The sequence below is a fragment of the Streptomyces sp. KPB2 genome (genome assembly GCF_003950055.1).
In the GTDB taxonomy this organism is placed as follows: domain Bacteria; phylum Actinomycetota; class Actinomycetes; order Streptomycetales; family Streptomycetaceae; genus Streptomyces; species Streptomyces salinarius.
Window position 1 is genome coordinate 6978448 of sequence record NZ_CP034353.1, and the last position, 26083, is coordinate 7004530.

Genomic DNA, 26083 nt, shown 5'->3' on the forward strand with positions numbered 1-26083 from the left:
GTCATCCCTCCCGAGCCGCCGCGCACACCGCGCGGGCGATCCGTGCCACGTCCGCGTCGCCCGTGACGTACGGCGGCATGGTGTAGACCAGGTCGCGGAACGGGCGCAGCCACACGCCCTCCCGCACGGCCGCCGCCGTCGCCGCCCGCATGTCGACGTCGTGGTCCAGCTGCACCACCCCGATCGCGCCGAGCACGCGTACGTCCCGCACACCCGGCAGCTCGGCGGCGGGCGCGAGTCCTTCGCCCAGGCCCGCCTCGATCCGCTTGACCTCGGCGAGCCAGTCCTGCCCGAGCAGCAGCCCGATCGACGCGCACGCCACGGCCGCCGCCAGCGGGTTGCCCATGAACGTCGGCCCGTGGGCCAGCACCGGCACCTCGCCCCGCGAGATGCCCTCGGCCACCCGCGACGTGCACAGCGTGGCCGCCATGGTCAGATAGCCGCCGGTCAGCGCCTTGCCCACGCACATCACGTCCGGCGTCACCGCCGCGTGCTCCGCCGCGAACAGCGCACCCGTCCGGCCGAAGCCCGTCGCGATCTCGTCGAACACCAGCAGTACGTCGTGCGCGTCGCACGCCTCCCGCAGCACCCGCAGGTAGGCGGGGGAGTGGAACCGCATCCCGCCCGCGCCCTGCACCACCGGCTCCACGATCACCGCGGCCAGTTCGCCGGCGTGCCGCTCGACCATCGACCGCAGGTGGTCGGCGTACGTCTCCTCGTACTCCGCCGGGGGCGCGTCGGCGAAGACCTGGCGCGGCAGGACGCCGGACCACAGTTCGTGCATGCCGCCCTCGGGGTCGCACACCGACATGGGCTGCCAGGTGTCGCCGTGGTAGCCGCCGCGCCAGGTGAGCAGGCGCTGCTTGCCGGGGCGGCCGAGCGAACGCCAGTACTGGAGGCACATCTTCACGGCGACCTCGACCGACACCGACCCGGAGTCGGCGAGGAACACATGCTCCAGGCCCTCGGGCGACATGTCGACAAGGAGCTTCGCCAGCCGCACGGCGGGCTCGTGGGTGAGCCCGCCGAACATCACGTGGCTCATCCGCTCCAACTGCTCCCGGGCGGCCTCGTTCAGCACCGGGTGGTTGTAGCCGTGGATCGCCGACCACCAGGACGACATCCCGTCGACCAGCTCCCCGGAGCCGTCGGCCGGCCGCAGCCGTACCCCGCTCGCCGACTCCACGACGAGCGGATCCTGCCGGCCGGGCATGGGCCCGTACGGGTGCCAGACGTGCCGCCGGTCCAGCGCCAGCAGCTCGGCGACGTTCAGTGCGGGCTCAGGCATTGGGCGCGAGGTCCGTCCCGGCGCCGCGGCGGCGTACCGCCACCAGGTCCGTGCGGGGCTCCTCGGCGGGGCGGACCGGCGCGGGCGTGGACGCGGACGCCGGGGCGCACACCCCGCCGCCCGCGTGTGAGCCACAACCCCCGGCACCCGCGCCGTCGGCGTCCGCGTGCGACCCACAGCCGCCGCCGTCCGCGTGCGACCCGCAGCCGCCGCCCCGCGCCGAAGCCCGGTGCTCCGGCAGCGTGACCTCGCCGGCGCCCTCCACCTCGAAGCCGGCGTCCGCGATCATCTCCAGGTCCGCGTGGCCCGCCTGGCCCTCACTGGTGAGGTAGTCGCCGAGGAAGATCGAGTTGGCCAGGTGCAGGGCCAGCGGCTGCATCGTGCGCAGATGGACCTCCCGCCCGCCCGCGATGCGCACCTCGACGTCCGGGCAGACGAACCGCGTCATCGCCAGGATGCGCAGGCACCGCTGCGGGGTGAGGTGCCACTCCTTGGCCAGCGGGGTGCCCTCCATCGGGATCAGGAAGTTGACCGGCACCGAGTCCGGGTCCAGTTCGCGCAGCGAGAAGACCACGTCGACGAGGTCCTCGTCGCTCTCTCCCATGCCCGCGATGAGACCGGAACAGGCGGACAGACCGGCCGCGTGCGCCTTGTTCACCGTGTCCACCCGGTCGGCGTACGTGTGCGTCGTGGTGATGTCGCCGTAGGTCGCCTCGGAGGTGTTGAGGTTGTGGTTGTAGGCGTCGGCACCGGCCTCCCGCAGCCGCTCCGCCTGGCCGTCGGAGAGCAGCCCCAGGCAGGCGCACACCTCGACGTCCCCGTTCTGCTCCTTGATGGCCTTGATGGTGTCGGAGACCCGGTCCACGTCCCGGTCGGTCGGACCGCGCCCGCTGGCCACCAGGCACACCCGCTTGGCGCCCCCGGACACCCCCGCCGCGGCGGCCGCGGAGGCCTGGTCGGGCTTGAGCCAGGTGTACTTGAGGATCTCCGCCTTGGAGCCCAGCCGTTGCGAACAGTACGAGCAGTCCTCGGGGCACAGGCCCGACTTGAGGTTGACGAGATAGTTGAGTTTCACCCGTCGGCCGAACCAGTGACGGCGTACCTTGCCGGCCGCGGCCACCACATCGAGCAGGTCGTCGTCGGAAGTGGCGAGGACGGCGAGCGCCTCCTCGCGGGTCGGCGACTCGCGCCGAAGCCCCTTGTCCACCAGCGTGTTCAGCAGGTCCATGAGAGCCGATCCTGTCCTAAGGGGCCGTCCGCGGCCAAGGAGACTTTGCACAACACTGACAGATCGACGTGTGGGTATTGCCACACCTCGCGGGGGTGGCCGGACCGCTAATGTCTGTTCATTGCCTACAAAACCCCGGAGGGCCGCCCATGGCGTTCGGCTGGATCGACGAGCAGGACCGGGCGCGCCGCGAGGCGGGCCTCGTACGGGTGCTGCGGCCCCGCCCGGCGGCCTCGCCGCTGCTGGATCTGGCGAGCAACGACTACCTGGGACTGGCCCGGCACCCGGAGGTCGTCGAAGGGGCGGTCCGGGCCGCGCGGACCTGGGGCGGCGGCGCGACCGGCTCGCGGCTCGTGACCGGCACGACCCGGCTGCACACCGAACTCGAGCGTGAGCTGGCCGAGTTCTGCGGGTTCGAGGCCGCGCTCGTGCTGTCCTCCGGCTACGCGGCCAACCTCGCCGCGGTCACCGCGCTGGCGCCGCACGGCAGCCTCGTCGTCTCCGACGCGGGCAACCACGCCTCGCTGATCGACGGTTGCCGGCTCGCCAGGGGCACCACCCAGGTCGTGGGGCACGCCGACCCGGACGCCGTGCGCAAGGCGCTGACGACGCACGACGGACCCGCCGTCGTCGTCTCCGACACGGTCTTCTCGGTCGACGGCGACGCCGCGCCCCTGGCCGCGCTCGCCGGGGCGTGCCGGGAGCACGGCGCGGGACTGGTCGTCGACGACGCCCACGGCCTCGGTGTCCTCGGCGACGGCGGCCGGGGCGCCCCGCAGGGGGCGGGGCTCGCGGGCCGCGCCGACGTCGTGGTGACCGTCACGCTGTCCAAGTCGCTCGGCGCCCAGGGCGGCGCCGTACTGGGCCCGGCCCGCGTGATCGACCACTTGGTCAACACCGCCCGGACGTTCATCTTCGACACCGGACTCGCCCCCGCCGCGGCCGGGGCGGCCCTGGCGGCGCTCAGGCTGCTCGGCCGCGAGCCGGAGCGCGCGGCGCGGGCCTGTGCCGTCGCCGCCGAACTGCACGCACGCCTGACCGCCGCGGGTCTGGACGCGGTACGTCCGGACGCCGCGGTCGTCTCGGTGCGCGCGCCCTCCCCGGAGGGGGCCGTGCGATGGGCGGCCGACTGCCGTGCGGCCGGCCTGTCCGTGGGCTGCTTCCGCCCTCCTTCCGTGCCCGACGGGATCTCACGGCTCAGGCTGACCGCTCGGGGGGACCTCTCCGGGGAACAGATCGAACGCGCTGTACGGGTGATCGGCGAAACGCGGCCATGAGTCGGCGTGACACGGCCGTGCGTCGTCCGGCGCCCGGCGTGGTCAGTCGCGGACGCCCGCGGTGAACGCCGTCCAGCTCCCGGGGGAGAAGAGCAGGGCGGGCCCGGCCGGGTTCTTGGAGTCGCGCACGGCGAGCAGTCCGGCCCGCGGGCCGGACGACGGCCGGGCCGTCTCCACGCAGTTGTTCGCTCCGGTGCTGTAGCTGCTGCGCAGCCACCGGACATCGGGCAGATCGGTGCTGACAGGGATGTTCCGGGGACGTTCGGACATGAAGCCTGACATGGTGCCTCCTTACGCGCCTGCCGCGGTCGCGGCGATGAAGTCCAACGAGTCCTCGGGCGAAAGGGCATGGATCAGAAGGGCGTTGAAGGCCTCGGTATAGGCCTCTAGGTCTTCTTTCCGTTCGAGGTGCAGGCTACTCGTCAAGTGGTCGAGAACAACCACGTCGAGATCAGAAGTGCTCGAAAATGAGAAGATTACGAAAGGGCCGGTGACACCGATGTGCGCCCCGGCGGCAAACGGCAGGACCTGCAGCCGCACATGGGGGAGCCGCGCGGCCTCGACCAGCCGGGCCAGTTGACGGGCCATCACCTCGGTCCCGCCCACCTCACGGCGCAGCACCGCCTCGTCCAGGACCGCGCTCAGCGCCAACGGCGGTTGGGCCCGCAGCACGTCCTGCCGGGCCAGCCGGACCTCCACCAGCGTGTCCAGCCGTTCTTCCGGCAGTCCGTCCACCGCGGCCCGCGTCACCGCGCGGGCGTACTCCGGCGTCTGGAGCAGCCCGGGCACCACCGTGGTCTCCAGCGTGCGCATCGCGCTGGCCTGCGACTCCAGGCTGATGAAGTCGCGGTAGGTCGGGGGCAGCACCCCGCGGTAGGCGTGCCACCAGTGGTTGCGTCCCGCAGCGTCCTCGGAGCGCGCCAGCATCACCAGCAGCCCCCGCAACTGCTCGTCGTGCACGCCGTAGACGTCCAGCAGTAACCGCACGTCGGCCGGTTTCGCCCCGCTCGTCCCGGTCTCGATCCGGCTGACCTTCGACTGGTGCCAGCCCACGAGCCGGGCCGCCTCGCCGCTGGTGATGCCCGCCGACGTGCGCAGGGCGCGCAGTTCCGCGCCCAGCTTCCGACGGCGCACCACGGGACCGTGCTGCATGGGACAACTCCCCTACTCCCTATGAGCCGCCCGAATACGCTCTGCCGTCGCAGAGTTCACCGCTTCGAGCGACAGATATATGCATATCTTGGTGGATCGCCGCCCTTCGCGGGCCTGGTAATGGCAGTCTGGCGGCGAAGCACCAGTCCGGGACCGTACTCGAACCGTCCGCTCCGTGTCGGGCCCGCGGTGCCGTGAGAAAGGGACGACGTCGCCATGGCAGACCATCTGGAAGCATCCGTCACTCTGCCGAGCGATCCGGCCTCGGTGGCCGCCGCGCGGACCTACACCGTCGGCACCCTGGCGGAATGGGGGCTGCCCGCCGACGCCGACCTGTCCGAGACCGTCCGCCTCATCGTCTCCGAACTGGCGACCAACGCGGTCCAGCACACACTGGGGCAGTCGCCCACCTTCACGGTCGACCTCGTCCTGGACCGCGACGAGCGCCTGCGCATCGGGGTCACCGACAGTCACCCGCGCTTCCCCAAGCGCCTGCCGGCCGCCGTCCAGCAGGACAACGGGCGGGGCATGGTGATCATCCGCTGGCTGACCGCCGAGTGCGGCGGCAGGCTCAGGGTCCGGCCCACGCGCGAGGGCGGCAAGACCGTCTCGATCGAACTGCCCTGGACGCGGCCGAGCGCACCCGCGGGGGTGACGGCGGGGGAGAGCGCCGTCACCCCCGCGGGCGGGCTACTTGACCCGGCCGTACCAGACGCTTGACGTCCAGATCTTCTGCAGGCGCACCACGTCCCCGGTCTTCGGGGCGTGCCAGAGCTTGCCCTTCCCCGCGTAGATGCCGACGTGGTAGACGCTGCGACCCGAGTGGAAGAACACCAGATCTCCGGCTCTGCGGCTCTTGGCGGAGACGTGGCGGGTCTTGTTGTACTGCTGGGCCGCGGTGCGCGGCAGCTTCTTGCCGGCCTTCTTGAACGAGTACAGCGTCAGGCCGGAACAGTCGAACCGGTGGGGGCCGGTGGCGCCCCAGCGGTACGGGGAGCCCTTCTTCGAGGCCGCGACCTTGAGGGCTTTCGCCGCATGGCTCGCCGCGGCCGCCTCGGAGGCGACACCGGGGACCACGACGGAGCCGCCCACGGCGGCGAGGGTGAGGGCCGAGGCCGTACCGGCACGGGCCATCAGGGACGGGACACGATTGAGCGCGGACATGCGCAACCCTTCGTCAGCCGCCTGTGAAGGATGACCTGTCGGATTCGGGCTGGCGAAGTTGCCCGGCCGCACGAGTGCGGCTTCACCCCAAGGACCGCTCGGTCCGGTGCCTCTCGCGGAGGCGGCCGTGCCGGCGACCCGTCGTGCTCGGGTCCTCCACTCCTGCCGATCCACTTCCCTTGCGACCGGTCGTCCGGACGGCGGCAGGACTCGGCGTCCGCCCGGACCGCCCCGCCGCTGCGGCGGGGGCTTGTCGTCAGTCACGGATCTTGTCCCGCCCCGGGGGAAATTCCCAACGGAACGTGCTCTTTGTGTTGTTACGTGCCACTCATCCGTTCGGGTTGACGCCCCCGGGTCCGGGGGGCCGTCGACCGCGGTGGCGGCGCCGGGACCAGCGGCGCAGTGGCGCATGCCACACGTCCGCGGGGCGGGCGCCGCAACTTCGGCCGGTGGCGAATCGGATGTGTTCCTAGGCCGATAGAGGGTACGACTTTTGGTCCGTTTCGGACCGGTTCGTTGTGAGTCGAGATCGGTGAAGCGGACATGCGGGACGTCGCCGGCCGAGAGTGGGCATGCCGGAAACCGCCGACGGCATCGGTAATCACTCGGTCAAAACCGGGTGACGTGGCCGTAACACTCTAGCCCTAGTCTGCACCCCGATCCACCTGCGGTTTTCCGCGCACCGGTAGGTGAATTCCGGTCTGTTCCTGTGTGTTACATCTAGAGCCGTCGCGGCAGCCGCGACAGCCGGACCGTCCGGTCCCGGCGTCATGCCCTGTGAGGTGGTAAATGCAACTGACCCCGCACGAGCAGGAGAGACTGCTCATCCATGTGGCCGCCGACGTGGCGGAGAAGCGCCGCGCACGAGGCGTGAAGCTCAACCATCCCGAGGTCGTCGCGCTGATCACCGCGCACATCCTCGAAGGTGCCCGGGACGGGCGCGGCGTCGGTGAACTCATGTCCTCCGGACGCAAGCTCATCCAGCGCCACGAGGTCATGGAGGGTGTCCCCGAGATGATCCACGACGTGCAGGTCGAGGCCACTTTCCCCGACGGCACCAAGCTGGTCACCGTCCACGACCCGATCATCTGACGGGGGCCGCAGTCGTGATCCCCGGAGAGATCCTGTTCGCGGACGAGCCGGTCGCTTTCAACGGAGGCCGCGAAGTCACCCGCCTGACCGTGCTCAACACCGCCGACCGGCCCGTCCAGGTCGGCTCCCACTACCACTTCGCCGAGGTCAACCCCGGTCTCGAGTTCGACCGCGGCGCGGCGCGCGGCAGGCGGCTGGACATCGCCGCCGGCACCGCCGTCCGGTTCGAGCCGGGCATCCCCGTCGACGTACCGCTGATCCCCCTCGCGGGGGCCCGCGTCGTCGTCGGTCTGCGCGGCGCGACCGGAGGTGCCCTCGATGCCTGAGCTGTCCCGCCCCGCCTACGCCGACCTGTTCGGCCCGACCACCGGCGACCGCATCCGCCTCGCCGACACCGACCTCCTCGTCGAGATCGAGGAGGACCGCTCGGGCGGCCCCGGCCGCTCCGGCGACGAAGCCGTCTTCGGCGGCGGCAAGGTACTGCGCGAGTCCATGGGGCAGGCGCGCACCACCCGGGCCGAGGGCGCCCCCGACACGGTGATCACCGGAGCCGTGATCATCGACCACTGGGGAATCGTCAAGGCCGACATCGGCATCCGCGACGGCCGGATCACCGGCATCGGCAAGTCCGGCAACCCGGACACCATGGACGGCGTCCACCCCGACCTGGTCATCGGCCCCGAGACCGAGGTCGTCGCGGGCAACGGCAAGATCGTCACCGCGGGCGGCATCGACACCCACGTCCACTTCATCGCGCCGAACGCCGTCGACGAGGCCCTGGCGTCCGGCATCACCACGCTCATCGGCGGTGGCACGGGCCCGGCCGAGGGCAGCAAGGCGACCACCGTCACGCCCGGCGCCTGGCATCTCGCGCGGATGTTCGCCGCCCTGGAGTCCAGCCCCGTCAACATCGGCTTCCTCGGCAAGGGCAGCACCATGTCGAAGGAGTCCATGCGCGACCAACTGCGCGCCGGCGTCCTCGGCTTCAAGATCCACGAGGACTGGGGCGCGACCCCCGCCGTCATCTCCGCCTGCCTGGACGTGTGCGAGGAGTCCGGCGTCCAGCTGGCCGTCCACTCCGACACCCTGAACGAGGCCGGCTTCGTCGGTGACACCTTCGACGCGGTCGCGGGCCGCACCCTGCACGCCTTCCACGTCGAGGGCGCCGGTGGCGGCCACGCACCTGACATGATCACGGCGGTTTCGCTGCCCAACATGCTGCCGGCGTCCACCAACCCCACCCGGCCGCACACCGTCAACACGGTCGAGGAACACCTCGACATGCTGATGGTCTGCCACCACCTGAACCCCGCCGTCCCCGAGGACCTGGCCTTCGCCGAGTCCCGGATCCGGCCCAGCACCATCGCGGCCGAGGACATCCTGCACGACATGGGGGCGATCTCCATCATGTCGTCCGACGCCCAGGCCATGGGGCGCATCGGCGAGGTGATCCTGCGGACCTGGCAGACCGCGCACGTGATGAAGCGCAGGCGCGGCCTCCTGCCCGGCGACACCCGCGCGGACAACCTCCGCGCCCGTCGCTATGTCGCCAAGTACACCATCAACCCCGCCGTCGCCCAGGGCATCGAGCACGAGGTCGGTTCCGTCGAGACCGGCAAGCTCGCCGACCTGGTGCTCTGGGACCCCCGCTTCTTCGGCGTGAAGCCGCAGCTCGTCATCAAGGGCGGCCAGATCGCGTACGCGCAGATGGGCGACGCGAACGCCTCCATCCCCACGCCGCAGCCGGTCCTGCCGCGCCCGATGTACGGGGCGCTCGGGGCCGCTCCCGCCACCAACTCGGTCAACTTCGTCTCCGAGCAGGCCGTCGAGGACGGGCTGGCCGAGCGGCTCGGGCTCGGGCGGGCGTTCGTGCCCATCCGGTCGACGCGCGGCCGGACCAAGGCGGACATGCGGCAGAACGACGCGCTGCCCCGGGTGGAGGTCGCCGCGGACTCCTTCGCGGTGACCATCGACGGCGAACTCGTCGAGCCCGCTCCCGTCGCCGAGCTGCCGCTGGCCCAGCGGTACTTCCTCTTCTGAGCGCCGGGATGAGCCGCGCAGCACTGCTCGTCCTCGCGGACGGCCGCTTCCCCGCCGGAGGGCACGCCCACTCCGGCGGGGCGGAGGCCGCCGTCCGGGCGGGACGCATCACCGACGCCGGGAGCCTGGAGGCGTTCTGCCGGGGGCGGTTGCACACGAACGGGGTCGTCGCGGCCTGCGTCGCGGCGGCCGCCGCACTCGGGGCCGATCCCGGGGACCTCGACCGCGCCGTCGACGCCCGCACCCCGTCGCCCGCCCTGCGGGTGGCCGGGCGCAGGCTGGGGCGGCAGCTGATGCGGGCCGCCCGGGCGACCTGGCCGAGCCCCGAACTCGACGCCGTGGCGGCGCAGTTCCCCAAGGGCGCGCATCAGCCCGTCGTGCTGGGGCTGGCCGCGCGTGCGGCCGGCCTCGGGGCGCTCGACGCCGCGCACTGCTCCCTCTACGAGGGGGTGAGCGGGCCCGCGACCGCCGTCGTGCGGCTGCTCGGTCTCGATCCGTTCGACGCGACGGGGGTGCTGGCGCGGCTCGCGGACGAGTTGGACCAAGTGGCCCAGGAGGCCGTGGAGACAGCCGAGTGCGTCGTGACCGACGGGGTCGACGTGTTGCCTGCGGGGTCCGCGCCGTTGCTGGAGATCGGGGCGGAAGCGCATGCCGCTTGGGCTGTGCGGTTGTTCGCCTCGTAGGTGGATTCGCCCCCGCCGCCCCTTCCCGTTCCCGACCCCAGGGGCTCCGCCCCTTCCACCCCGCCAGGGGGCTCTGCCCCCTGGACCCCTTTCGGCCTGAACGGCCTCGTCCTCAAGCGCCGGACGGGCTGACAGGGCCGATCCCGACTTTGACAGGAGCTGTTCGTGCATCTTGATCATCATCTCGAATCCCCCGCCGCCGTCTCCGCCGATGCCCGGCGGCCCGACGGGAGTCGGCGTGCGCTGCGGATCGGGCTCGGTGGGCCCGTCGGGTCCGGGAAGACCGCCACCGTTGCCGCCTTGTGCCGGGCGTTGCGGGAGGAGTTGTCCCTCGCCGTGGTGACCAACGACATCTACACCCGGGAGGACGCCGAGTTCCTGCTCCGCGAGGCCGTACTGCCGCCCGAGCGGATCACCGCCGTGGAGACCGGCGCCTGCCCGCACACCGCGATCCGGGACGACATCTCCGCCAACCTGGAGGCCGTCGAGGACCTGGAGGACGAGGTCGGGCCGCTCGACCTGGTCCTGGTGGAGTCCGGTGGGGACAACCTCACCGCCACCTTCTCCAAGGGGCTCGTCGACGCGCAGGTGTTCGTGATCGACGTGGCGGGCGGCGACGACATCCCGCGCAAGGGCGGACCCGGAGTCGCCACCGCCGACCTGCTGATCGTCAACAAGACCGACCTCGCGCCGTACGTCGGTTCAGACCTCGGGCGGATGGCCTCGGACGCCAAGACGGTGCGCGGTGAACTGCCCGTCGTCCTCCAGTCGTTGCGGAGCGAGGACGGGGTGCGCGAGGTCGCCGACTGGGTGCGGGAGCGGATCGCCGCGTGGACCTCGTGACCACCGCGCCGGGCGGCGTCCGGGCGAGCGCACGCGTGCTCGCCCGCGGCGACGGGCGCGGCGGCACCGCACTGCCGGTGCTGGAGGGCGAAGGGCCCCTCGCCGTGCGCCGGACCCGGGGGAGCGGAGCCGAGGCCCGGGTGATGCTGGTCGGCGCGATGAGCGGACCGCTCGGCGGCGACCACTTCACGGTCGGGGTCCACGCGGAGCACGGCGCCCGCCTGCGCGTGGGCTCGGCCGCCGCCACGCTCGCGCTGCCCGGGCAGGTCAGGGCCGGGGCCCGCTACGACGTCCGGATCACCGTCGACGACGACGCCGAGTTGTGCTGGCTGCCGGAGCAGTTGATCTCCGCCGGCGGCAGCGAACTGCACGTCACCACGTCCGTCGACCTCGCCGCCGGGGCACGGCTGCTGCTGCGCGAGGAGCAGGTGCTGGGGCGGGCCGGAGAGGGACCCGGCCGCCTCACCAGCCGTCTGACCGTGCGGATCGACGGGAGCTGCGTCCTCGACCAGGAGCTGGCCTGCGGTCCCGGTGCGCCGGGCGGCTGGGACGGACCGGCCGGGCTGGCGGGACACCGTGCCGTCGGCCAGCTGGTCGTCGTGCGGCCGGAGTTCGGCCATGCACCACCGGCGGCGCGGGTCTTCGAGGAGAGTGCGGCCGTCATGCCGCTCGGAGGGTCCGCCGCGCTGGTGACCGCCGTGGCACCGGACGGGCTGCGGCTGCGGCGGCTGCTGGACGGGGCTCTGGCCACGCTGGATTGAGGATCGCGTCGGCGAGTCCGTCGATCGAACGCGTTTCTCCGTTTATCGGATTGGCAAAGAAGTAGTACTGGCTCTGTTCTCAGGAATCCCACAGCCGGGAGGATCCCCGTACTTGTCGCGAACACGTACGGGGAGGGCCACTTGAGCAAGAGCAGCATGCGGCGGAGGGCGACCGCCTTCGGCTCGGCCGGAGCGCTGGTCACCGCCACGCTGATAGCCGGCGCCGTCTCGGCGCCCGCCGCGAGCGCCGCCCCGGCCGACGGCCGGGGGCAGTCGCACGCACGAGGCTGGGACAAGGAGGCGCGCGGTGTCACCATCGCCGCCGCCCGCGCCGCCCGGGCCGGCGTTGACTGGGAGGACTGCGACGCCGGCTGGAACCTGCCGAAGCCCATCCAGTGCGGCTACGTCACGGTGCCGCTGGACTACGCCAAGCCGTTCGGCAAGCAGATCAAGCTGGCCGTCGACCGCATCGGCAACACCGGGGGCAAGAGCGAGCGCCAGGGCGCGCTCATCTACAACCCCGGCGGGCCCGGCGGCTCCGGCCTGCGGTTCCCGGCGCGCGTGACCGGCAAGAGCGCGGTGTGGGCGAACGCCGCCAAGGCCTACGACTTCGTCGGCTTCGACCCCCGAGGCGTCGGCCACTCCGCGCCCATCTCCTGCGTCGACCCGCAGGAGTTCGTCAAGGCGCCCAAGGCCGACCCCGTGCCCGGGTCCGAGGCGGACAAGCTCGCCCAGCGCAAGCTCGCCCGCGAGTACGCCGAGGGCTGCTTCGAGCGCAGCGGCGAGATGCTGCCGCACATGACCACGCCGAACACCGCGCGCGACCTCGACGTCATCCGCGCCGCGCTCGGCGAGAAGAAGCTCAACTACCTCGGTGTCTCCTACGGCACCTACCTCGGTGCCGTCTACGGCACGCTCTTCCCGGACCACGTCCGCCGCATGGTCGTCGACAGCGTCGTCAACCCGTCCCGCGACAAGATCTGGTACCAGGCCAACCTGGACCAGGACGTCGCCTTCGAGGGCCGCTGGAAGGACTGGCAGGACTGGGTCGCCGCGAACGACGCCACCTACCACCTCGGCGACACCCGCGCCGAGGTCCAGGACCAGTGGCTGAAGCTGCGCGCCACCGCGGCGAAGGAGCCGCTGGGCGGCGTCGTCGGACCGGCGGAGCTGATCTCCTTCTTCCAGAGCGCCCCGTACTACGACTCCGCCTGGGCACCGATCGCCGCGACCTTCAGCAAGTACGTCGCCGGTGACACCCAGGCCCTCGTCGACGCCGCCGCACCCGACCTGTCCGACACCGCGGGCAACGCCTCCGCGGAGAACGGCAACGCCGTCTACACGGCCGTCGAGTGCACCGACGCCAAGTGGCCCACCGACTGGAACACCTGGGACCGGGACAACACCCGCCTGCACCGCGACCACCCGTTCATGACCTGGGCCAACGCCTGGATGAACCTGCCGTGCGCCACCTGGCCGGTCAAGCAGCAGACCCCGCTGGACGTCAAGACCGGCAAGGGACTTCCGCCGGTGCTGATCGTCCAGTCCGAGCGGGACGCGGCCACCCCGTACGCGGGCGCCGTCGAACTGCATCAGCGGTTCAAGGGCTCGCGTCTGATCACCGAGCGGGACGCCGGTTCGCACGGCGTCACCGGGCTGGTCAACCCGTGCGTCAACGACCGTGTGGACGCCTACCTGCTCACCGGCAAGCTGGACGCCCGTGACGTGACCTGCGCGCCGCACGCCACGCCCAAGCCGTAGCCCGGCCGGCCGACACGAAGGGAGGGGGCGACCGGTCCGACCGGTCGCCCCCTCCCCGTTCCGCTACCGTCGCTCGGCCCAGGCGTCCTCCGCCGCGTAGTCGAAGAGGTCGCCGTACGCCGCGAACATCTCCGGGTACGCCTCCCGCCAGTCCCGCCCGGCCAGCCGCTGCTCGATGAAGGCCACCGTCTCCGGCAGGGTGTCCGCGTACCGGGCCACCGGGCGGTAGCCCAACTGCTCCCGGGCCGCGCTCATGTCGCACACCACCGGCGCGGGCACGCTCCACGGCGTGTCGCCCACGCCGTCCACCGGCGGGCCGTCCATCGGCACGTCCTCGGTCTCGACGCCCATCACCGCGTCGATCGCCGCCGCGATCTCCGCCACGGTCGGGGCGTCCGGGTCCACCGCGTTCAGGACGCGTGTGCCGGGCCGCGGGGCGGCCAGCCGGATCAGCTCGGCGATGTTGCGCACGCTCGCCGGGTGGAAGCGGCTCGCACCGCCGTACGCGAGTACGCGCCGGCGCCTGCCGTCGAGGTTGCGCTTGACGAAGTACAGCTCGCGGGGCGTGCGGCAGTACGGCCCGTGGATCGCGCCCGCCCGCAGCAGCGTCACCGGCAACCGGTCGCCCGCCGCGAGGAGTTCCCGCTCCAGCGCCGCCTTGCGGGTGCTGTACGAGGCGTCGCCCGGGCGGATCGTGCGCTGCGCCTCGGTGACCGGCACCGGGTACCGGGGGAAGCCGCCGGGCTCGGTCTGGGTGTCGAAGTTGCGGCCCTCGTCGTCCTCGTAGACCGACACGCTGGAGATCACCACCGCCGAGCCGACCCGGCCGGCGAGCGAGACCAACTGCCGTGCGTGGCCTTCCCCGTACGCCACCACGTCCACCAGGACGTCGCAGCCCTCGCCCACCGCCGCCGACAGCGCCGCGTCGTCCTCCCGGTCGGCCCGTGCCACCCTCACCTCCCCGGGCCACCGCGCGTCCCGGTCGCCGCCGCGCGAGACGGCCGTCACCTCCCAGCCGTCCCGGGCCAGCGCGTCCACCGCCGCCCGCCCGATCTGTCCCGTCGCCCCGACCACCACCGCACGTGTCATACGGCGACCGTAGGCGTCCCGTCACCGGCCGGCCACGTCCTTCTGCCGACGGCAGACGACCGAAACCCGGAAGGCCCCGCGGCTAACGGCGCGGCAGCCTGGGGAACTTCCGTCCCTCGGCCGCCTTCCGGGCCTCCTCCGCCTTCACGTCCGCCGCGTAGCGGTCCACGTACTCCTGGCCGGACAGGGACAGGATGGCGTAGACGATCTCGTCGGTGACGGCGCGCAGCACGGCCTTCTCGCCCTCCATGCCGGCGTACCGGGAGAAGTCGAGGGGCTCGCCGAAGCGGATCACCACCGGGTGCAGCTTCGGGATCTTCCGGCCCGGCGGCTGCGCCTCGAAGGTGCCGATCATCGCACAGGGCACGACGGGCACCCCGGCCCTGAGCGCCATCACCGCGACGCCCACCTTGCCCTTGTACAGTCGGCCGTCGTGCGAGCGGGTGCCCTCCGGATAGATGCCGAGCAACTCGCCCCGGCCCAGCACACCGAGCCCCTCGCGGATCGCGGCCTGCCCCGCCTCCTTGCCGGAGCGGTCCACGGGAATCTGCCCGGCGCTGCGGAAGAAGAACGCCGTCAGCCTGCCCTTGAGGCCCGGCCCCGTGAAGTACTCCGCCTTGGCGAGGAAGGTGATGCGGCGCTTGAGCACCGCGGGCATCAGGAAGTGGTCCGAGAAGGAGAGGTGGTTGCCCGCGACGATGGCCGCCCCCGACCCCGGCACATGGTCCAGGCCCTCGATCCGCGGGCGGAAGACGACCCTCAGCAGCGGGCCCAGCAGGACGTACTTGAGCACGTAGTAGAACACGGTGTGTCTCCAGTTCTCCGGGCTCCCGGCCGGTCGTCCGCGACCGGTGATCGATCGTAGCCCGACCGCGCCGAAACCGGCCGGGAGCGGTTCGGTCGCGCTTCGGTCAACTCGATTGACGCGGCACACCCCGTCCTCTGTGCTGTCGGGTGGCGGCATGCGCGAAGACCGGGCGGCGCACGGCCCGGGGCGGGGCGCGACCGGGGGGAGGGCGGATGACCGGTGGATCGGCACGGGCGGCCGGGGCCCGCTGGGCGGAGTTCGGGCGGCGGTTGCGCACCCTGCGCAGGGCGGCCGGGCTCACCCAGCTGCAACTCGGCCTGCGGGTGGGCTACCACCACTCGGCCGTGAGCAAGCTCGAGGCGGGCCTGCGCGAGCCGCCCGGGGAGCTGGTGCGCCGGCTCGACACGGTGCTGCGGACGGGCGGAGAGCTGGCCGCGATCGTCGCCGCGCCGCGCGAGGTGCCGCGGCGAGCCGGCCGGTCCCCGGCCGACCCGGCGCTGTTCGCACCGCTGCCCGGCGCGGACACCCTCGCCGGACAGGGGCCGCCGGACCCCCGGATGTGGCCCGCGCGGCTGCCCGCCGAGGGGCTGGTGTGCCCGTTGCACGGCACCGCCGGGTGCGCGGTGCCCGATCCGGGCGAGTTACCGGCGCTGCTCGACGGGCCGGGTCCGGCCGGCGGTCCGGCACCCGGGTGGGGCGCCGGCGCCGGAGCAGTGGTCGCCGAGGCTGAGCTGCTGCACGGCCTCACCGCCGTCCTGGCCTGTCTGATCCGCGAGGCGTTCGGGCACGAGGGCCGGGTGACGGCCGTGGAGGGCCTGCTGCGGACCCTGGCCCGCTGGGCCGACGAGGTCAACTCCGCCGGACGGCTGCCCTACGGGCAGTTGCGGCTCGGCGCGCAGTACGCCCAGGTCGCCGGCAGGCTGCGCATGGAGCGCGGGCAGATCGGCGTCGCGATGGCCTGGTTCGGCCACGGACTGCGCTGGGCGGACGCCGTCCAGGACGCGCCCGCCCGCGCGACGCTGCTCAGCGACATGTGCACCCTGGTCCGGCTCGACGGAGACCCCTCGCTGATGCTCGGCTACGCACAGGGCATCGGCGCGGTGGACGGGCGGCGCCGGTGGACGGCCACCCTGTCGCACCTGTACCAGGCGCGGGGCCACGCCCTGGCGGGCGACGCCGCGCAGTGCCGTCGCCACATCGCCCTGGCCCGGCGGGGATTCGCCCGCCTCGACCGGCGGGATCACCTGGAGGCGCCGTGGATGGCCGGGGCCGAGGGCGCGATGCGGGTCGACTCGGCGATCGGCGGAGCGCTGCGCGACCTCGCGGTGGCGACCGGGGACCGTACGGCGGCCCGGCGCGCGGTCGACGCCACCGCACGCTCGCGCGCGCAGGTGCCGCCCCAGATGCGGGGCGCCCGGCTGCTGCTCACCCTCCGCCTGGCGGACAGCTGGGCCTGCGCCGGCGATCCCGGGGCCGCCGTCGCCCTCGCCTCGGAGGTCCTGCCCGAGGCGGTGCGCTCACGCGAGTCGATGGTCACCGCCGAACTGCGCGGACTGCACAGCCGGCTCACCGGGGAGTGGGCCGACCTGCCGGAGGTCCGGGAGTACCGGGAGCGGCTGCTGGCCGCGGGGGAGTGAGGGGCAGGGCGCCGTCCCGTGAGGGCGGGGCCCCTTCCGCGCCGGTTCCGTGAGGGCGGGGCCCTCCCGCACGCACCCGTACTTGCCGGAATTTGCCAGGTCTGGACCAAGCTCGCGGAGCCGTTGATTCCGGTGCGGCGGGGTGTGAGGGTTCCGCCAGCCCGCGACATGACATGCAACCGACACTCGAACCTCCGACGGACGCGTCTTGGCACCCCAGGCTGCGCGTCCGGCATGTCCTGGCCGGGCCGGCCCGCAAGGAGCCCCCCACTCTCACAAGGAGCCACGATGCTCAGACAGACCGCGGTGGCCGGGACAGTCCTGGCCATGACACTCGCAGGGGTGGTGGTACCCGCCTCCCTCGCCTCGGCGTCGGAGCGGTCCGCGCCCTCCGCGGCGGAACCCACCCCCGTCGAGAGGGCCGTCGCCGCGGCCGACCAGGCCGTCCGCAGCGGCCTGGACGCCCTCGTCGCCGGCGGCCCCGACGAGCAGTACGACCGTCACCAGGTCACCCCCTGGGACGACAACCTCTTCTCGGTCGCCTACGAGCGCACCTACCACGGTCTGCCGGTGGTCGGCGGCGACGCCGTCGTCCTCGCCGACGGCAAGGGCAGGGTCCGCGCCGTCCAGTCCGCCACCGAGGGCGCGGTAGCCGTGCCCACCGAGGCAGGGATCGAGGCCGCGCAGGCGGTGAGAACCAGCCGCAAGCAGCTCGCCGAGGTCGACAAGGTCGACTCCAAGCGCCTGGTGGTACGCGTCAAGGACGACGTCCAGACCCTCGCCTGGGAGACCGTGCTCGTCGGCACCACCAAGGACCACGTGCCCAGCAGGCTGCACGTGTTCGTGGACGCCCGCACCGGCAAGGTCGTCGACAAGTACGACGACGTGAAGGCCGGCACCGGCCACAGCGAGTGGAACGGCCCCGACCCGCTGACCATCGACACCTCCCGCTCCGGCAGCCAGTACGCCCTGCGCGACACCACCCGCCCCGGCCTGCAGTGCTCGGACTACAACGGCGGCCTGTTCACCGGCCCGGACGACGACTGGGGCACCGGCAACGCCTCCAGCCGCGAGACCGGCTGCGTCGACGTCATGTACGCGGCGCAGAAGGAGTCGGACATGCTCCGCGACTGGCTCGGCCGCAACGGCCACAACGGCAACGGCGGCAGCTGGCCCGCATCCGTCGGGCTCAACCAGCTCAACGCCTACTGGGACGGCTCACGGGTCACCATCGGCCACAACAGCGCCGGCAAGTGGATCGCCGGCATGGACGTGGTGGGCCACGAGTACGGCCACGGCCTGGACAGCTACACCCCCGGCGGCGCCAACCACGAGAGCGGCCTGGGCGAGGCCACCGGCGACATCATGGGCGCCCTGACCGAGGCCTACGCCAACCAGCCCTCCGGGTACGACTCCCCCGACTACACCGTCGGCGAGGAGATCGACCTCCAGGGCCGCGGCCCGATCCGCAACATGTACAACCCCCAGCTGGTCAACAACGACCCCAACTGCTACTCCTCCGCCATCCCGCGCACCGAGGAGCACGCGGCGGCCGGGCCCATGAACCACTGGTTCTACCTCCTCGCCGAGGGCTCCAGCCCCGGCGGCGGCAAGCCCTCCAGCCCGACCTGCGACGGCAGCCGGGTCACCGGCATCGGCATCCAGAACGCAGGCAAGATCTTCTACGGCGGCATGCTGCTCAAGACCAGCGGCATGACCTACAAGCGGTACCGCACCACCACTCTCACCGCGGCCAAGAACCTGGACGCGTCCTGCGACCTGTTCGACGCCACCAAGGCGGCCTGGAACGCGATCGACATCCCGGCCCAGCCCGGTGACCCGACCTGCGCCCGGCAGGAGACCGACTTCTCGCTCGCCCTCAGCCCGGCGAGCGGCAACGTCGAGGCCGGCTCCGCGGTCGACGCCACCGTCAACACCACCACCGTCACCGGCAGCGCCCAGCAGGTGTCGCTGACCGCCACCGGCACCCCGCCCGGCGTGAGCGTCACCTTCAGCCCGTCGACGGTCACCTCCGGTTCCAACTCCTCGATGCGGGTCTCCACCACGTCCGGGACGGCCGCCGGGACCTACTCGATCACCGTCAGGGGCACGGCGGGCAGCAAGAACCACACCGCCCAGTACACCCTCACCGTCGGTGGCGGCAACCAGCCGGGCACGCCGCCCGACGTCGACGTCGCCCAGGTCCAGGCCCACCTCGCGCAGTTCGGCTCGATCGCCGCGCAGAACGGCGGCAACCGCCGCGCCACCGGCTCCGGATACGACGCCTCCCTCGCGTACGTGAAGGGCAAGCTGCAGGCGGCCGGCTACACCGTCACCGAGCAGACCTGCACCTCCGGCTGCTCCGCCGGCGCGGGCAACAACCTGATCGCCGAGTGGCCGAAGGGCGACGCGAACAGCGTCTACATGTTCGGCGCCCACCTCGACGGCGTGTCGGCGGGCCCCGGCATCAACGACAACGGCTCCGGTTCCGCCGCGCTCCTTCAGACGGCGCTCACCCTCGCCGAGCAGAACCCGACCATGAAGAACCGCGTCCGCTTCGCCTGGTGGACCGACGAGGAGAAGGGCCTGAACGGCTCCGACTTCTACGCCCGCAGCCTCGGCTCCACCGAGCGCTCGCGGATCAAGGCGTACTACAACTTCGACATGGTCGCCTCCGTCAACGGCGGCTACTTCATCAACAACCTGACCTCCTCGGCCTCCGCCCCGATGCGGGAGTACTGGACCTCCCTCGGCCTCGCCCCGCAGGAGAACGTCGAGGGCCAGGGCCGCTCCGACGACTACTCGTTCCAGCAGGTCGGCATCCCCACCTCCGGCTACGCCACCGGCGCCTCCGCGATCAAGTCGGCCACGGAGGCCGCCAAGTGGGGCGGCACCGCGGGCCGGTCCTACGACCCGTGCTACCACTCCGCCTGCGACACCACCTCCAACATCAACGCCACCGCGCTGAACCGCAGCGCCGACGGCATCGCGTACACGATCTGGAAGACCGCCGTCGGGGACGCCCCCAACCCGCAGGACGACTTCTCCATCTCCGCCAACCCGTCCTCGGGCACGGTCCAGCCGGGCAACTCCGCGAGCGTCACCGTGAACACCACCACGACCAGCGGTGACGCGCAGAACGTCCGGTTGTCGGCCTCCGGCGCGCCGACCGGCGTGAGCGTGACCTTCACCCCGGACTCGGTCACCTCCGGCCAGTCCTCGACCGCCACCGTCCAGGTCGCTGCGGGCACGGCCGCCGGCACCTACACCCTGACCCTCACGGGCACGGGCACCGTCACCCACACCACCACGTACACCCTCACCGTCTCCGGCGACGGAGGCGGTGAGACCACCTGGCAGCTGGGAGCCACCTACGCGGCCGGCGACGTGGTCAGCTACGACGGCGTCAGCTACCGGTGCATCCAGGGCCACACCGCCTACCCCGGCTGGGAGCCGCCGAACGTTCCCGCGCTCTGGCAGCGCCTGTGACACCCGGCTGATCAGCCACGGACACGCCTGACACGCCGAGGGGCGGCGGGGTTCGCACAGAACCCCGCCGCCCCTTCCGGCGCGTGCCCACGCCCCGGGCGTCAGAACTTCGGCGTCGGCGCCTGCGCCTCGACGATCTCCGCGGCCTCCTCCTCGGTCCCCACCGACGGCGGCGAGCCCGCCAGCGGCTTCTGGGCCGTCTCCCGCATGCAGGCCACGGCCACGACACCGATCAGGGCCGCCGCCATCGAGTAGTAGGCCGGCATCATCTCGGAGCCGGTCACGCTGATCAGGGCGGTGATCACCAGCGGCGTGGTGCCGCCGAACAAGGACGCCGACAGGTTGTAGCCGACCGACAGGGACCCGTACCGGACGTTGGTCGGGAACATCGCCGGCAGCGCCGCCGACATCGTGCCCAGCAGACAGACCAGCGACAGGCCGAGCATCAGCATGCCGCCCGAGACGGCGAGCAGACTGCCCTCCCGCACCAGCACGAAGGCCGGCGCGGACAGCACGAAGAACCCGATCATGCCGGTCATCAGGACGGGCTTGCGGCCGAAGTGGTCCGACAGCCGGCCCACCTGGTTGATGATCAGCATCAGCAGCACCATCGTCGCCACCAGGATCATCAGCCCGTGGCTCTCGCTGTAGTCCAGCTCGTCCGACAGGTACGTCGGCATGTACGACAGCAGCATGTAGTCGGTGATGTTGTAGGCGCCGACCAGCGCGATGCACAGCACCAGCGACCGCCAGTGCGTGCGGAAGATCTTGGCGAGGTCGCCCCGCGCGGTGGTCTCCACCGCGTTCGCCGCCTCCGAGACGTGGACGTTGGAGTCCTCCAGCTTCAGGAAGGCGGGCGTGTCGTCCAGCTTCAGCCGCAGATAGATACCCACGATGCCCAGCGGCGCCGCGACGAGGAAGGGGATCCGCCAGCCCCACGCGTCCATGGTGTCGCTGCCCAGCCCCGCCGTCAGGGCGGTCACGAGGCTCGCGGCACCGGTGTAACCGGCCAGCGTGCCCAGCTCCAGGAAGCTGCCGAAGAAACCGCGCCGCTTGTCCGGCGCGTACTCCGCGATGAAGGTGGACGCGCCGCCGTACTCACCGCCCGTGGAGAAGCCCTGGAGCAGGCGGAAGAGGATCAGCAGCAGCGGCGACCAGAAGCCGATCGAGTCGTAGCTGGGGATGAACCCGATGGCGGCGGTGCCGATCGCCATGAGGATCATCGTCAGCGCGAGCACCTTCTTGCGGCCGATCTTGTCGCCCATCGGTCCGAAGACCATGCCGCCGATCGGACGCACCAGGAACGCCACGGCGAACGTGGCGAACGAGGAGAGCAGCTGCGCCGTGTCGCTCCCGGACGGGAAGAACACGCGGCCGATGGTGCCCGCGAGATAGGCGTAGATGCCGAAGTCGAACCACTCCATGGCATTGCCGAGAGAGGCCGCCTTGACGGCACGCTTGACCGCGGCCTCGTCCGTGACGGTGATGTCGGACCGGCGCAGTCGGGGGTTCTTCCGCCGCTTGATCGCCCGGAACAGGGCGGGGTGGCGGCGCACCGCCGCGACGTCGGTCTCTGGGCCGTTCTCGGTGGGGGACGTGGCGGCCTCCCTTTCCACGCGCAGACACTCCGGGAGGAGTACTGCTCGGTCGTACGTGTCTCAGCTCGTACCCGTTCCCCCGATCATGCTGGGTATGGTCGTGACTTCGGTCATGTGACTGGGCCGATGAGGTGAGCGGCCGGTGAGTACGCTTCGCACATGCGTATCTCCGTCTCCTCCGACATGGACGAACCCGTCGCCCGTCTCCTCGTCGAGGAGCTGCGCGCACGCGGCCACGACGTGCACGCGTACGGCGCGCTGAGCCCCGGCGCGGACGCGCGGTGGGCGGTCTGCTCCGAGCGGGCGGCGCGCGAGGTCGCCGAGGGCCGGGCCGACCAGGCCGTGGTGTGCTGCTGGACCGGCACCGGCGCGTCCATCGCCGCCAACAAGGTCCCGGGCGTGCGCGCGGCCCTGTGCACCGACGGGTACACCGCGGACGGGGCCCGCCGCTGGAACGACGCCAACGTGCTCGCCCTGAGTCTGCGGCTGACGTCCGGGCCGCTGCTGCGGGAGATCCTCGACGCCTGGTTCGCGGGCGAGCCGGCCCAGGACGCCGAGGACCGGGACAACGTCACGCACGTGGAGCGGCTCGACGCGGGACGCCGAGCCGCCCGGTGAACCCCCGCGGGCCGGTCAGGAGGAGGTCAGGACCTTCTCCAGCGTCCCGAGGGCGCCCGCCAGCTCGTCGGCCGTGACGGTCAGCGGCGGGGCCAGCCGGATCGTCGAGCCGTGGGTGTCCTTGACCAGGATGCCCTCGCGCATCAGCCGCTCGCTGACCTCGCGCCCGGTGCCCAGCGCCGGGTCCACGTCGACGCCCGCCCACAGCCCCCGGGCCCGGAAACCGACGACGCCCTTGCCGACCAGGGCGGCCAGGCCCTCGCGCAGCACCCCGCCCAGCTCGGCCGCCCGGCGCTGGAACTCGCCGGTCTCCAGCAGCTCCACCACCGCCGTGCCCACCGCGGCGGCCAGCGGATTGCCGCCGAACGTCGAACCGTGCTCGCCCGGGTGCAGCACGCCCAGCACCTCACGCCGGCCCACGACCGCCGACACCGGGACGATGCCGCCGCCCAGCGCCTTGCCGAGCAGCACCACGTCCGGCACCACCGACTCGTGCTCGACGGCCAGGGTGTGCCCCGTGCGGCCCAGACCCGACTGGATCTCGTCGGCGACGAACAGGCAGCCCTTGCGGCGGGTTAGCTCCCGCACGCCCGCCAGATAGCCGTCGTCCGGGATCAGCACGCCCGCCTCGCCCTGGATCGGCTCGATCAGCACGGCCGCCGTCGTCTCGTCGACCGCCGCCTCCATCGCGGCCAGGTCGTTGTACGGCACGATCCGGAAACCGGGGGTGAACGGGCCGAAGCCCGAGCGGGCCGTCTCGTCGGTGGAGAAGCCGACGATCGTCGTCGTACGGCCGTGGAAGTTGTCCGCGGCGACCACGATCGTCGCCCGGTCGGCCGGGACGCCCTTGACGTCGTAGGCCCACTTGCGGGCCACCTTGATGCCGCTCTCCACGGCCTCCGCGCCGGTGTTCATCGGCAGCACCATGTCCGTGCCGGTCAGCGCGGCCAGCCGTTCGGCGAAGCCCGCGAGCCGGTCGTTGTGGAAGGCGCGGGAGGTGAGGGTGAGCCGGTCCAGCTGCCGGTGGGCGGCGTCGATCAGCGCCGGGTGGCGGTGGCCGAAGTTGAGCGCGGAGTAGCCGGCCAGCATGTCCAGATATCGGCGCCCCTCCACGTCCTCCACCCAGGCACCCTCCGCGCGCGCGACCACGACGGGCAGCGGGTGGTAGTTGTGCGCGAGGACGGGCTCCTCGGCGCGGATCAGTTCCTCGGAGCCGCGGCCGGCGCGGGCGGGTGCGGTCATGAGTGGGTCTCCCGGATCTCCTGGGTGCAGCACTTGATGCCGCCACCGGCCTTGTGGAACTCGGACAGGTCGACGGGTACGGGCACATAGCCGCGGCCGGCGAGCCGGTCGGCCAGTTCCCGGGCCCCGGGGGCGATGAACACGTTCCGTCCGTCGGACACGGAGTTGAGCCCGAACGCCATCGCGTCCTCGCGGGTGGCGAGCACCGCGTTCGGGTAGAGCCGCTCCAGCACCTCGCGGCTGCCGGGCGAGAACGCACCCGGGTAGTAGGCGATGTTCCCGCCGTCGCCCCCGCTCCCCCCAGTCCCGTCGTCGAGGACGAACAGCGCCGTGTCCAGGTGGTAGAAGTAAGGGTCCACCAACGTCAGCGAGATCACCGGCACGCCGAAGAACTCCTGCACCTCGCGGTGCGCGTCCCGGGTCGTACGGAACCCGGTGCCGGCCAGGATCCAGCGGCCGGCCGGGACCAGGTCGCCCTCGCCCTCGCAGACCGACTCGGGGTGGTGGACCTCGAAGCCCTCCGTCTTGAACCACGCTTCGAAGGGCACGGACTCGGGACGCCGCTCGGGCGCGTGGAAGAGGGAGCCGAAGACCCGGCCCCCGACCACCACCGCGCAGTTGGCGGCGAAGACCATGTCGGGCAGACCGGGGACCGGAGCGACGGTGTCCACGGTGTGGCCGTGGGCCCGGTAGGTGTCGACGAGCGCCTGCCACTGGTCGAGGGCGCGGATGACGTCGACGGGTCGGTCGGTGCTCATCCACGGGTTGATCGCGTACTGCACGGCGAAGTGTCTGGGTTCGCAGACGAGGAAGCGCCGCCGGCGCGGCACACGGGACTCGATCACAGAGGGGTACCTCCGCTTTTCACGGTGTGTGACGGGGTGTTGACACCACGGTAGGAAGTGACGCCCGAGCCCGACAAGCGATGAAAGCTGCGTGTTCCCGCAGGATCGCTGCGTTCTCCGCCCGGTCAGCGCACGTCTGCTGCGCCGTCCGGAGCAAGCAGGGCCGCTCCCGCCTCCGGACTGTCCGGGATCAGGTGGGACAGCACCATCACACTGATCGTCTTGCGGATGAACGGCTCCGCACGAATCCGCTCCAGCACCTCCTCGAAGTGCTCCACGTCCCGGGCCCGCACGTGCAGCAGCGCGTCCGCGCCGCCGGTCACCGTCATCGCCGCGGTGATCTCCGGATAGCCCCGCACGACCTCCGCGAGCCGCCGCGGCGGCGCCGCCCCCTCGCAGTACACCTCCACGTACGCCTCCGTGCGCCACCCCAGCGCGGAGGGCCGCACCGTCGCCGTGAACCCGGTGATCACGTCCGTCTCGCGCAGCCGGTCCACCCGGCGCTTGACCGCCGTCGAGGACAGTCCGATCTCCGCGCCGATCTCGGCGAAGGACGTCCTGGCGTTCTCCATCAGAGCGGTGACGATCTTCCGGTCGAGTTCGTCGAAGGAAGCGGGCCTGCTGTTCATGCGGGCACTGTATCCAGCGGATACGGCCACGTCGCAGACGTGTGCAGGCGCCCGGATCGCCCCTACACTCCACCTTCATGCTGCGCGCCCTGGCCGTCGACGACGAACGCCCCACCCTCGAGGAACTCGTGTACCTGCTGAACGCCGACCCCCGCATCGGCACCGCGGAGGGGGCGAGCGACGCGACCGAGGCGCTGCGCCGCATCAACCGGGCCCTGGAGTCCGGCCCCGACGGGCCCGACGCCATCGACGTCGTCTTCCTCGACATCCAGATGCCCGGCCTCGACGGACTGGACCTCGCCCGGCTGCTCACCGGGTTCGCCCGGCCGCCGCTGGTCGTGTTCGTCACCGCGCACGAGGACTTCGCCGTCCAGGCCTTCGACCTCAAGGCCGTCGACTACGTGCTCAAACCGGTGCGCAGGGAGCGGCTGGCGGAAGCGGTCCGCCGGGCCGCCGAACGGCGCGGCACCGCCGCCGTGCCCACCCCGCGCATCCCCGTGCACGAACCCGACCCCGACCACATCACCGTCGAACTCGGCGGCGTCACCCGCTTCGTCGCCGTCGACGAGATCACCCACGTCGAGGCCCAGGGCGACTACGCCCGCCTCCACACCGACCGGGGCAGCCACCTCGTCCGCATCCCCCTGTCCACGCTGGAGGAGCGCTGGCGCGCCCGCGGCTTCGTCCGCATCCACCGCCGCCACCTCGTCGCCCTGCGCCACATCGGCGAGCTGCGCCTGGACGCGGGCAGCGTCAGCGTCCTGGTCGGCGCCGAGGAACTGCAGGTCAGCCGACGCCACGCCCGCGAACTGCGGGACCTGCTCATGCGGAGGCCGTGA

The 26083-nt window shown here is 72.2% G+C and carries 24 protein-coding genes and 1 riboswitch; of the genes, 13 read left to right on the forward strand and 11 right to left on the reverse strand.

Translation table 11 applies throughout. The features are described 5' to 3' along the window. Position 1: 1 nt before the first annotated feature. Positions 2 to 1288, reverse strand: coding sequence for an adenosylmethionine--8-amino-7-oxononanoate transaminase (locus tag D1J63_RS31590; protein WP_125633571.1), 1287 nt, complete (start codon positions 1286 to 1288; stop codon positions 2 to 4). Next, the gene (gene bioB / locus D1J63_RS31595) at positions 1281 to 2516 is read right to left on the reverse strand and encodes a biotin synthase BioB (RefSeq protein WP_125633573.1); all 1236 of its coding nucleotides are present in this window, start codon (positions 2514 to 2516) and stop codon (positions 1281 to 1283) included. The genes D1J63_RS31590 and bioB overlap by 8 nt, the downstream gene beginning before the upstream one ends. A 149-nt stretch (positions 2517 to 2665) precedes the next feature. On the opposite strand from bioB, the gene D1J63_RS31600 reads away from it, so the two are divergent. Then, on the forward strand, positions 2666 to 3793 hold the full coding sequence (locus D1J63_RS31600) for an 8-amino-7-oxononanoate synthase (RefSeq protein WP_125633575.1): 1128 nt from the start codon (positions 2666 to 2668) through the stop codon (positions 3791 to 3793). 42 nt (positions 3794 to 3835) lie between these two features. On the opposite strand, the gene D1J63_RS31605 is transcribed toward D1J63_RS31600, so the two are convergent. Then, complete coding sequence (locus D1J63_RS31605) at positions 3836 to 4063, reverse strand: DUF397 domain-containing protein (RefSeq protein ID WP_125635960.1); 228 nt, start codon at positions 4061 to 4063, stop codon at positions 3836 to 3838. Positions 4064 to 4084: 21 nt separating this feature from the next. Next, positions 4085 to 4945 (reverse strand): helix-turn-helix transcriptional regulator, encoded by an 861-nt coding sequence (locus D1J63_RS31610; RefSeq protein WP_125633577.1) that lies wholly within the window; start codon positions 4943 to 4945, stop codon positions 4085 to 4087. Positions 4946 to 5161: 216 nt separating this feature from the next. Here D1J63_RS31610 and D1J63_RS31615 point away from each other — a divergent pair, with 216 nt between their 5' ends. Beyond that, on the forward strand, positions 5162 to 5665 hold the full coding sequence (locus D1J63_RS31615) for an ATP-binding protein (RefSeq protein ID WP_125633579.1): 504 nt from the start codon (positions 5162 to 5164) through the stop codon (positions 5663 to 5665). Here D1J63_RS31615 and D1J63_RS31620 read toward each other — a convergent pair. Beyond that, positions 5636 to 6109 carry a C40 family peptidase gene (locus tag D1J63_RS31620; RefSeq protein ID WP_125633581.1) on the reverse strand — a complete coding sequence of 158 codons (474 nt, stop codon included), beginning with the start codon at positions 6107 to 6109 and terminating at the stop codon, positions 5636 to 5638. The two genes, D1J63_RS31615 and D1J63_RS31620, sit on opposite strands and share 30 nt — an antisense overlap. A 3-nt stretch (positions 6110 to 6112) precedes the next feature. Next, a riboswitch (cyclic di-AMP (ydaO/yuaA leader) is annotated at positions 6113 to 6255 on the reverse strand. A gap of 643 nt (positions 6256 to 6898) precedes the next feature. Here D1J63_RS31620 and D1J63_RS31625 point away from each other — a divergent pair. From D1J63_RS31625 to D1J63_RS31655, 7 genes are all read left to right on the forward strand, one after another. After that, entirely contained in the window at positions 6899 to 7201 is a 303-nt protein-coding gene (locus D1J63_RS31625) for an urease subunit gamma (RefSeq protein ID WP_125633583.1), read from the forward strand. 14 nt (positions 7202 to 7215) lie between these two features. Beyond that, positions 7216 to 7527 carry an urease subunit beta gene (locus D1J63_RS31630; RefSeq protein ID WP_125633585.1) on the forward strand — a complete coding sequence of 104 codons (312 nt, stop codon included), beginning with the start codon at positions 7216 to 7218 and terminating at the stop codon, positions 7525 to 7527. Then, positions 7520 to 9241: an urease subunit alpha gene (locus D1J63_RS31635; RefSeq protein WP_125633587.1), complete on the forward strand. Its 1722-nt coding sequence runs from the start codon at positions 7520 to 7522 to the stop codon at positions 9239 to 9241. Before D1J63_RS31630 ends, D1J63_RS31635 begins: the two co-directional genes overlap by 8 nt. 8 nt (positions 9242 to 9249) lie before the next feature. Next, on the forward strand, positions 9250 to 9924 hold the full coding sequence (locus tag D1J63_RS31640; RefSeq protein WP_125633589.1) for an urease accessory UreF family protein: 675 nt from the start codon (positions 9250 to 9252) through the stop codon (positions 9922 to 9924). Between the two features lie 165 nt (positions 9925 to 10089). Then, the gene (gene ureG, locus D1J63_RS31645; RefSeq protein ID WP_125633591.1) at positions 10090 to 10767 is read left to right on the forward strand and encodes an urease accessory protein UreG; all 678 of its coding nucleotides are present in this window, start codon (positions 10090 to 10092) and stop codon (positions 10765 to 10767) included. Next, the gene (locus tag D1J63_RS31650) at positions 10764 to 11528 is read left to right on the forward strand and encodes an urease accessory protein UreD (protein ID WP_125635962.1); all 765 of its coding nucleotides are present in this window, start codon (positions 10764 to 10766) and stop codon (positions 11526 to 11528) included. Before ureG ends, D1J63_RS31650 begins: the two co-directional genes overlap by 4 nt. A gap of 141 nt (positions 11529 to 11669) precedes the next feature. Next, a complete protein-coding gene (locus D1J63_RS31655; protein WP_102927887.1) occupies positions 11670 to 13289 on the forward strand; it encodes an alpha/beta hydrolase in 1620 nt (539 codons plus the stop codon). 63 nt (positions 13290 to 13352) lie between these two features. Here the strand turns inward: D1J63_RS31655 and D1J63_RS31660 are convergent, their stop codons facing one another. Then, positions 13353 to 14378, reverse strand: coding sequence for an NAD-dependent epimerase/dehydratase family protein (locus tag D1J63_RS31660; protein WP_125633593.1), 1026 nt, complete (start codon positions 14376 to 14378; stop codon positions 13353 to 13355). 82 nt (positions 14379 to 14460) lie between these two features. Then, positions 14461 to 15183, reverse strand: coding sequence for a lysophospholipid acyltransferase family protein (locus tag D1J63_RS31665; RefSeq protein ID WP_102927885.1), 723 nt, complete (start codon positions 15181 to 15183; stop codon positions 14461 to 14463). A gap of 215 nt (positions 15184 to 15398) precedes the next feature. On the opposite strand from D1J63_RS31665, the gene D1J63_RS31670 reads away from it, so the two are divergent. Beyond that, positions 15399 to 16823: a helix-turn-helix transcriptional regulator gene (locus D1J63_RS31670; RefSeq protein WP_125633595.1), complete on the forward strand. Its 1425-nt coding sequence runs from the start codon at positions 15399 to 15401 to the stop codon at positions 16821 to 16823. 288 nt (positions 16824 to 17111) lie between these two features. Further along, the gene (locus D1J63_RS31675) at positions 17112 to 20312 is read left to right on the forward strand and encodes a M20/M25/M40 family metallo-hydrolase (protein WP_125633597.1); all 3201 of its coding nucleotides are present in this window, start codon (positions 17112 to 17114) and stop codon (positions 20310 to 20312) included. A gap of 101 nt (positions 20313 to 20413) precedes the next feature. On the opposite strand, the gene D1J63_RS31680 is transcribed toward D1J63_RS31675, so the two are convergent. Then, positions 20414 to 21928, reverse strand: coding sequence for an MFS transporter (locus D1J63_RS31680; protein ID WP_125633599.1), 1515 nt, complete (start codon positions 21926 to 21928; stop codon positions 20414 to 20416). Positions 21929 to 22069: 141 nt separating this feature from the next. Between D1J63_RS31680 and D1J63_RS31685 the strand changes: the two genes are divergently transcribed. Continuing rightward, positions 22070 to 22528, forward strand: coding sequence for an RpiB/LacA/LacB family sugar-phosphate isomerase (locus D1J63_RS31685; protein WP_125633601.1), 459 nt, complete (start codon positions 22070 to 22072; stop codon positions 22526 to 22528). Between the two features lie 15 nt (positions 22529 to 22543). Here the strand turns inward: D1J63_RS31685 and rocD are convergent, their stop codons facing one another. The 3 genes from rocD to D1J63_RS31700 all read right to left on the reverse strand — a co-directional run bounded on the left by rocD (position 22544) and on the right by D1J63_RS31700 (position 25244). Beyond that, entirely contained in the window at positions 22544 to 23770 is a 1227-nt protein-coding gene (rocD, locus tag D1J63_RS31690; protein ID WP_125633603.1) for an ornithine--oxo-acid transaminase, read from the reverse strand. Continuing rightward, on the reverse strand, positions 23767 to 24615 hold the full coding sequence (ddaH, locus tag D1J63_RS31695) for a dimethylargininase (protein WP_125633605.1): 849 nt from the start codon (positions 24613 to 24615) through the stop codon (positions 23767 to 23769). Before ddaH ends, rocD begins: the two co-directional genes overlap by 4 nt. Positions 24616 to 24740: 125 nt before the next feature. Continuing rightward, positions 24741 to 25244 carry an Lrp/AsnC family transcriptional regulator gene (locus D1J63_RS31700; RefSeq protein ID WP_061446010.1) on the reverse strand — a complete coding sequence of 168 codons (504 nt, stop codon included), beginning with the start codon at positions 25242 to 25244 and terminating at the stop codon, positions 24741 to 24743. A gap of 77 nt (positions 25245 to 25321) precedes the next feature. Here D1J63_RS31700 and D1J63_RS31705 point away from each other — a divergent pair, with 77 nt between their 5' ends. After that, positions 25322 to 26083, forward strand: coding sequence for a LytTR family DNA-binding domain-containing protein (locus tag D1J63_RS31705; protein ID WP_125633607.1), 762 nt, complete (start codon positions 25322 to 25324; stop codon positions 26081 to 26083).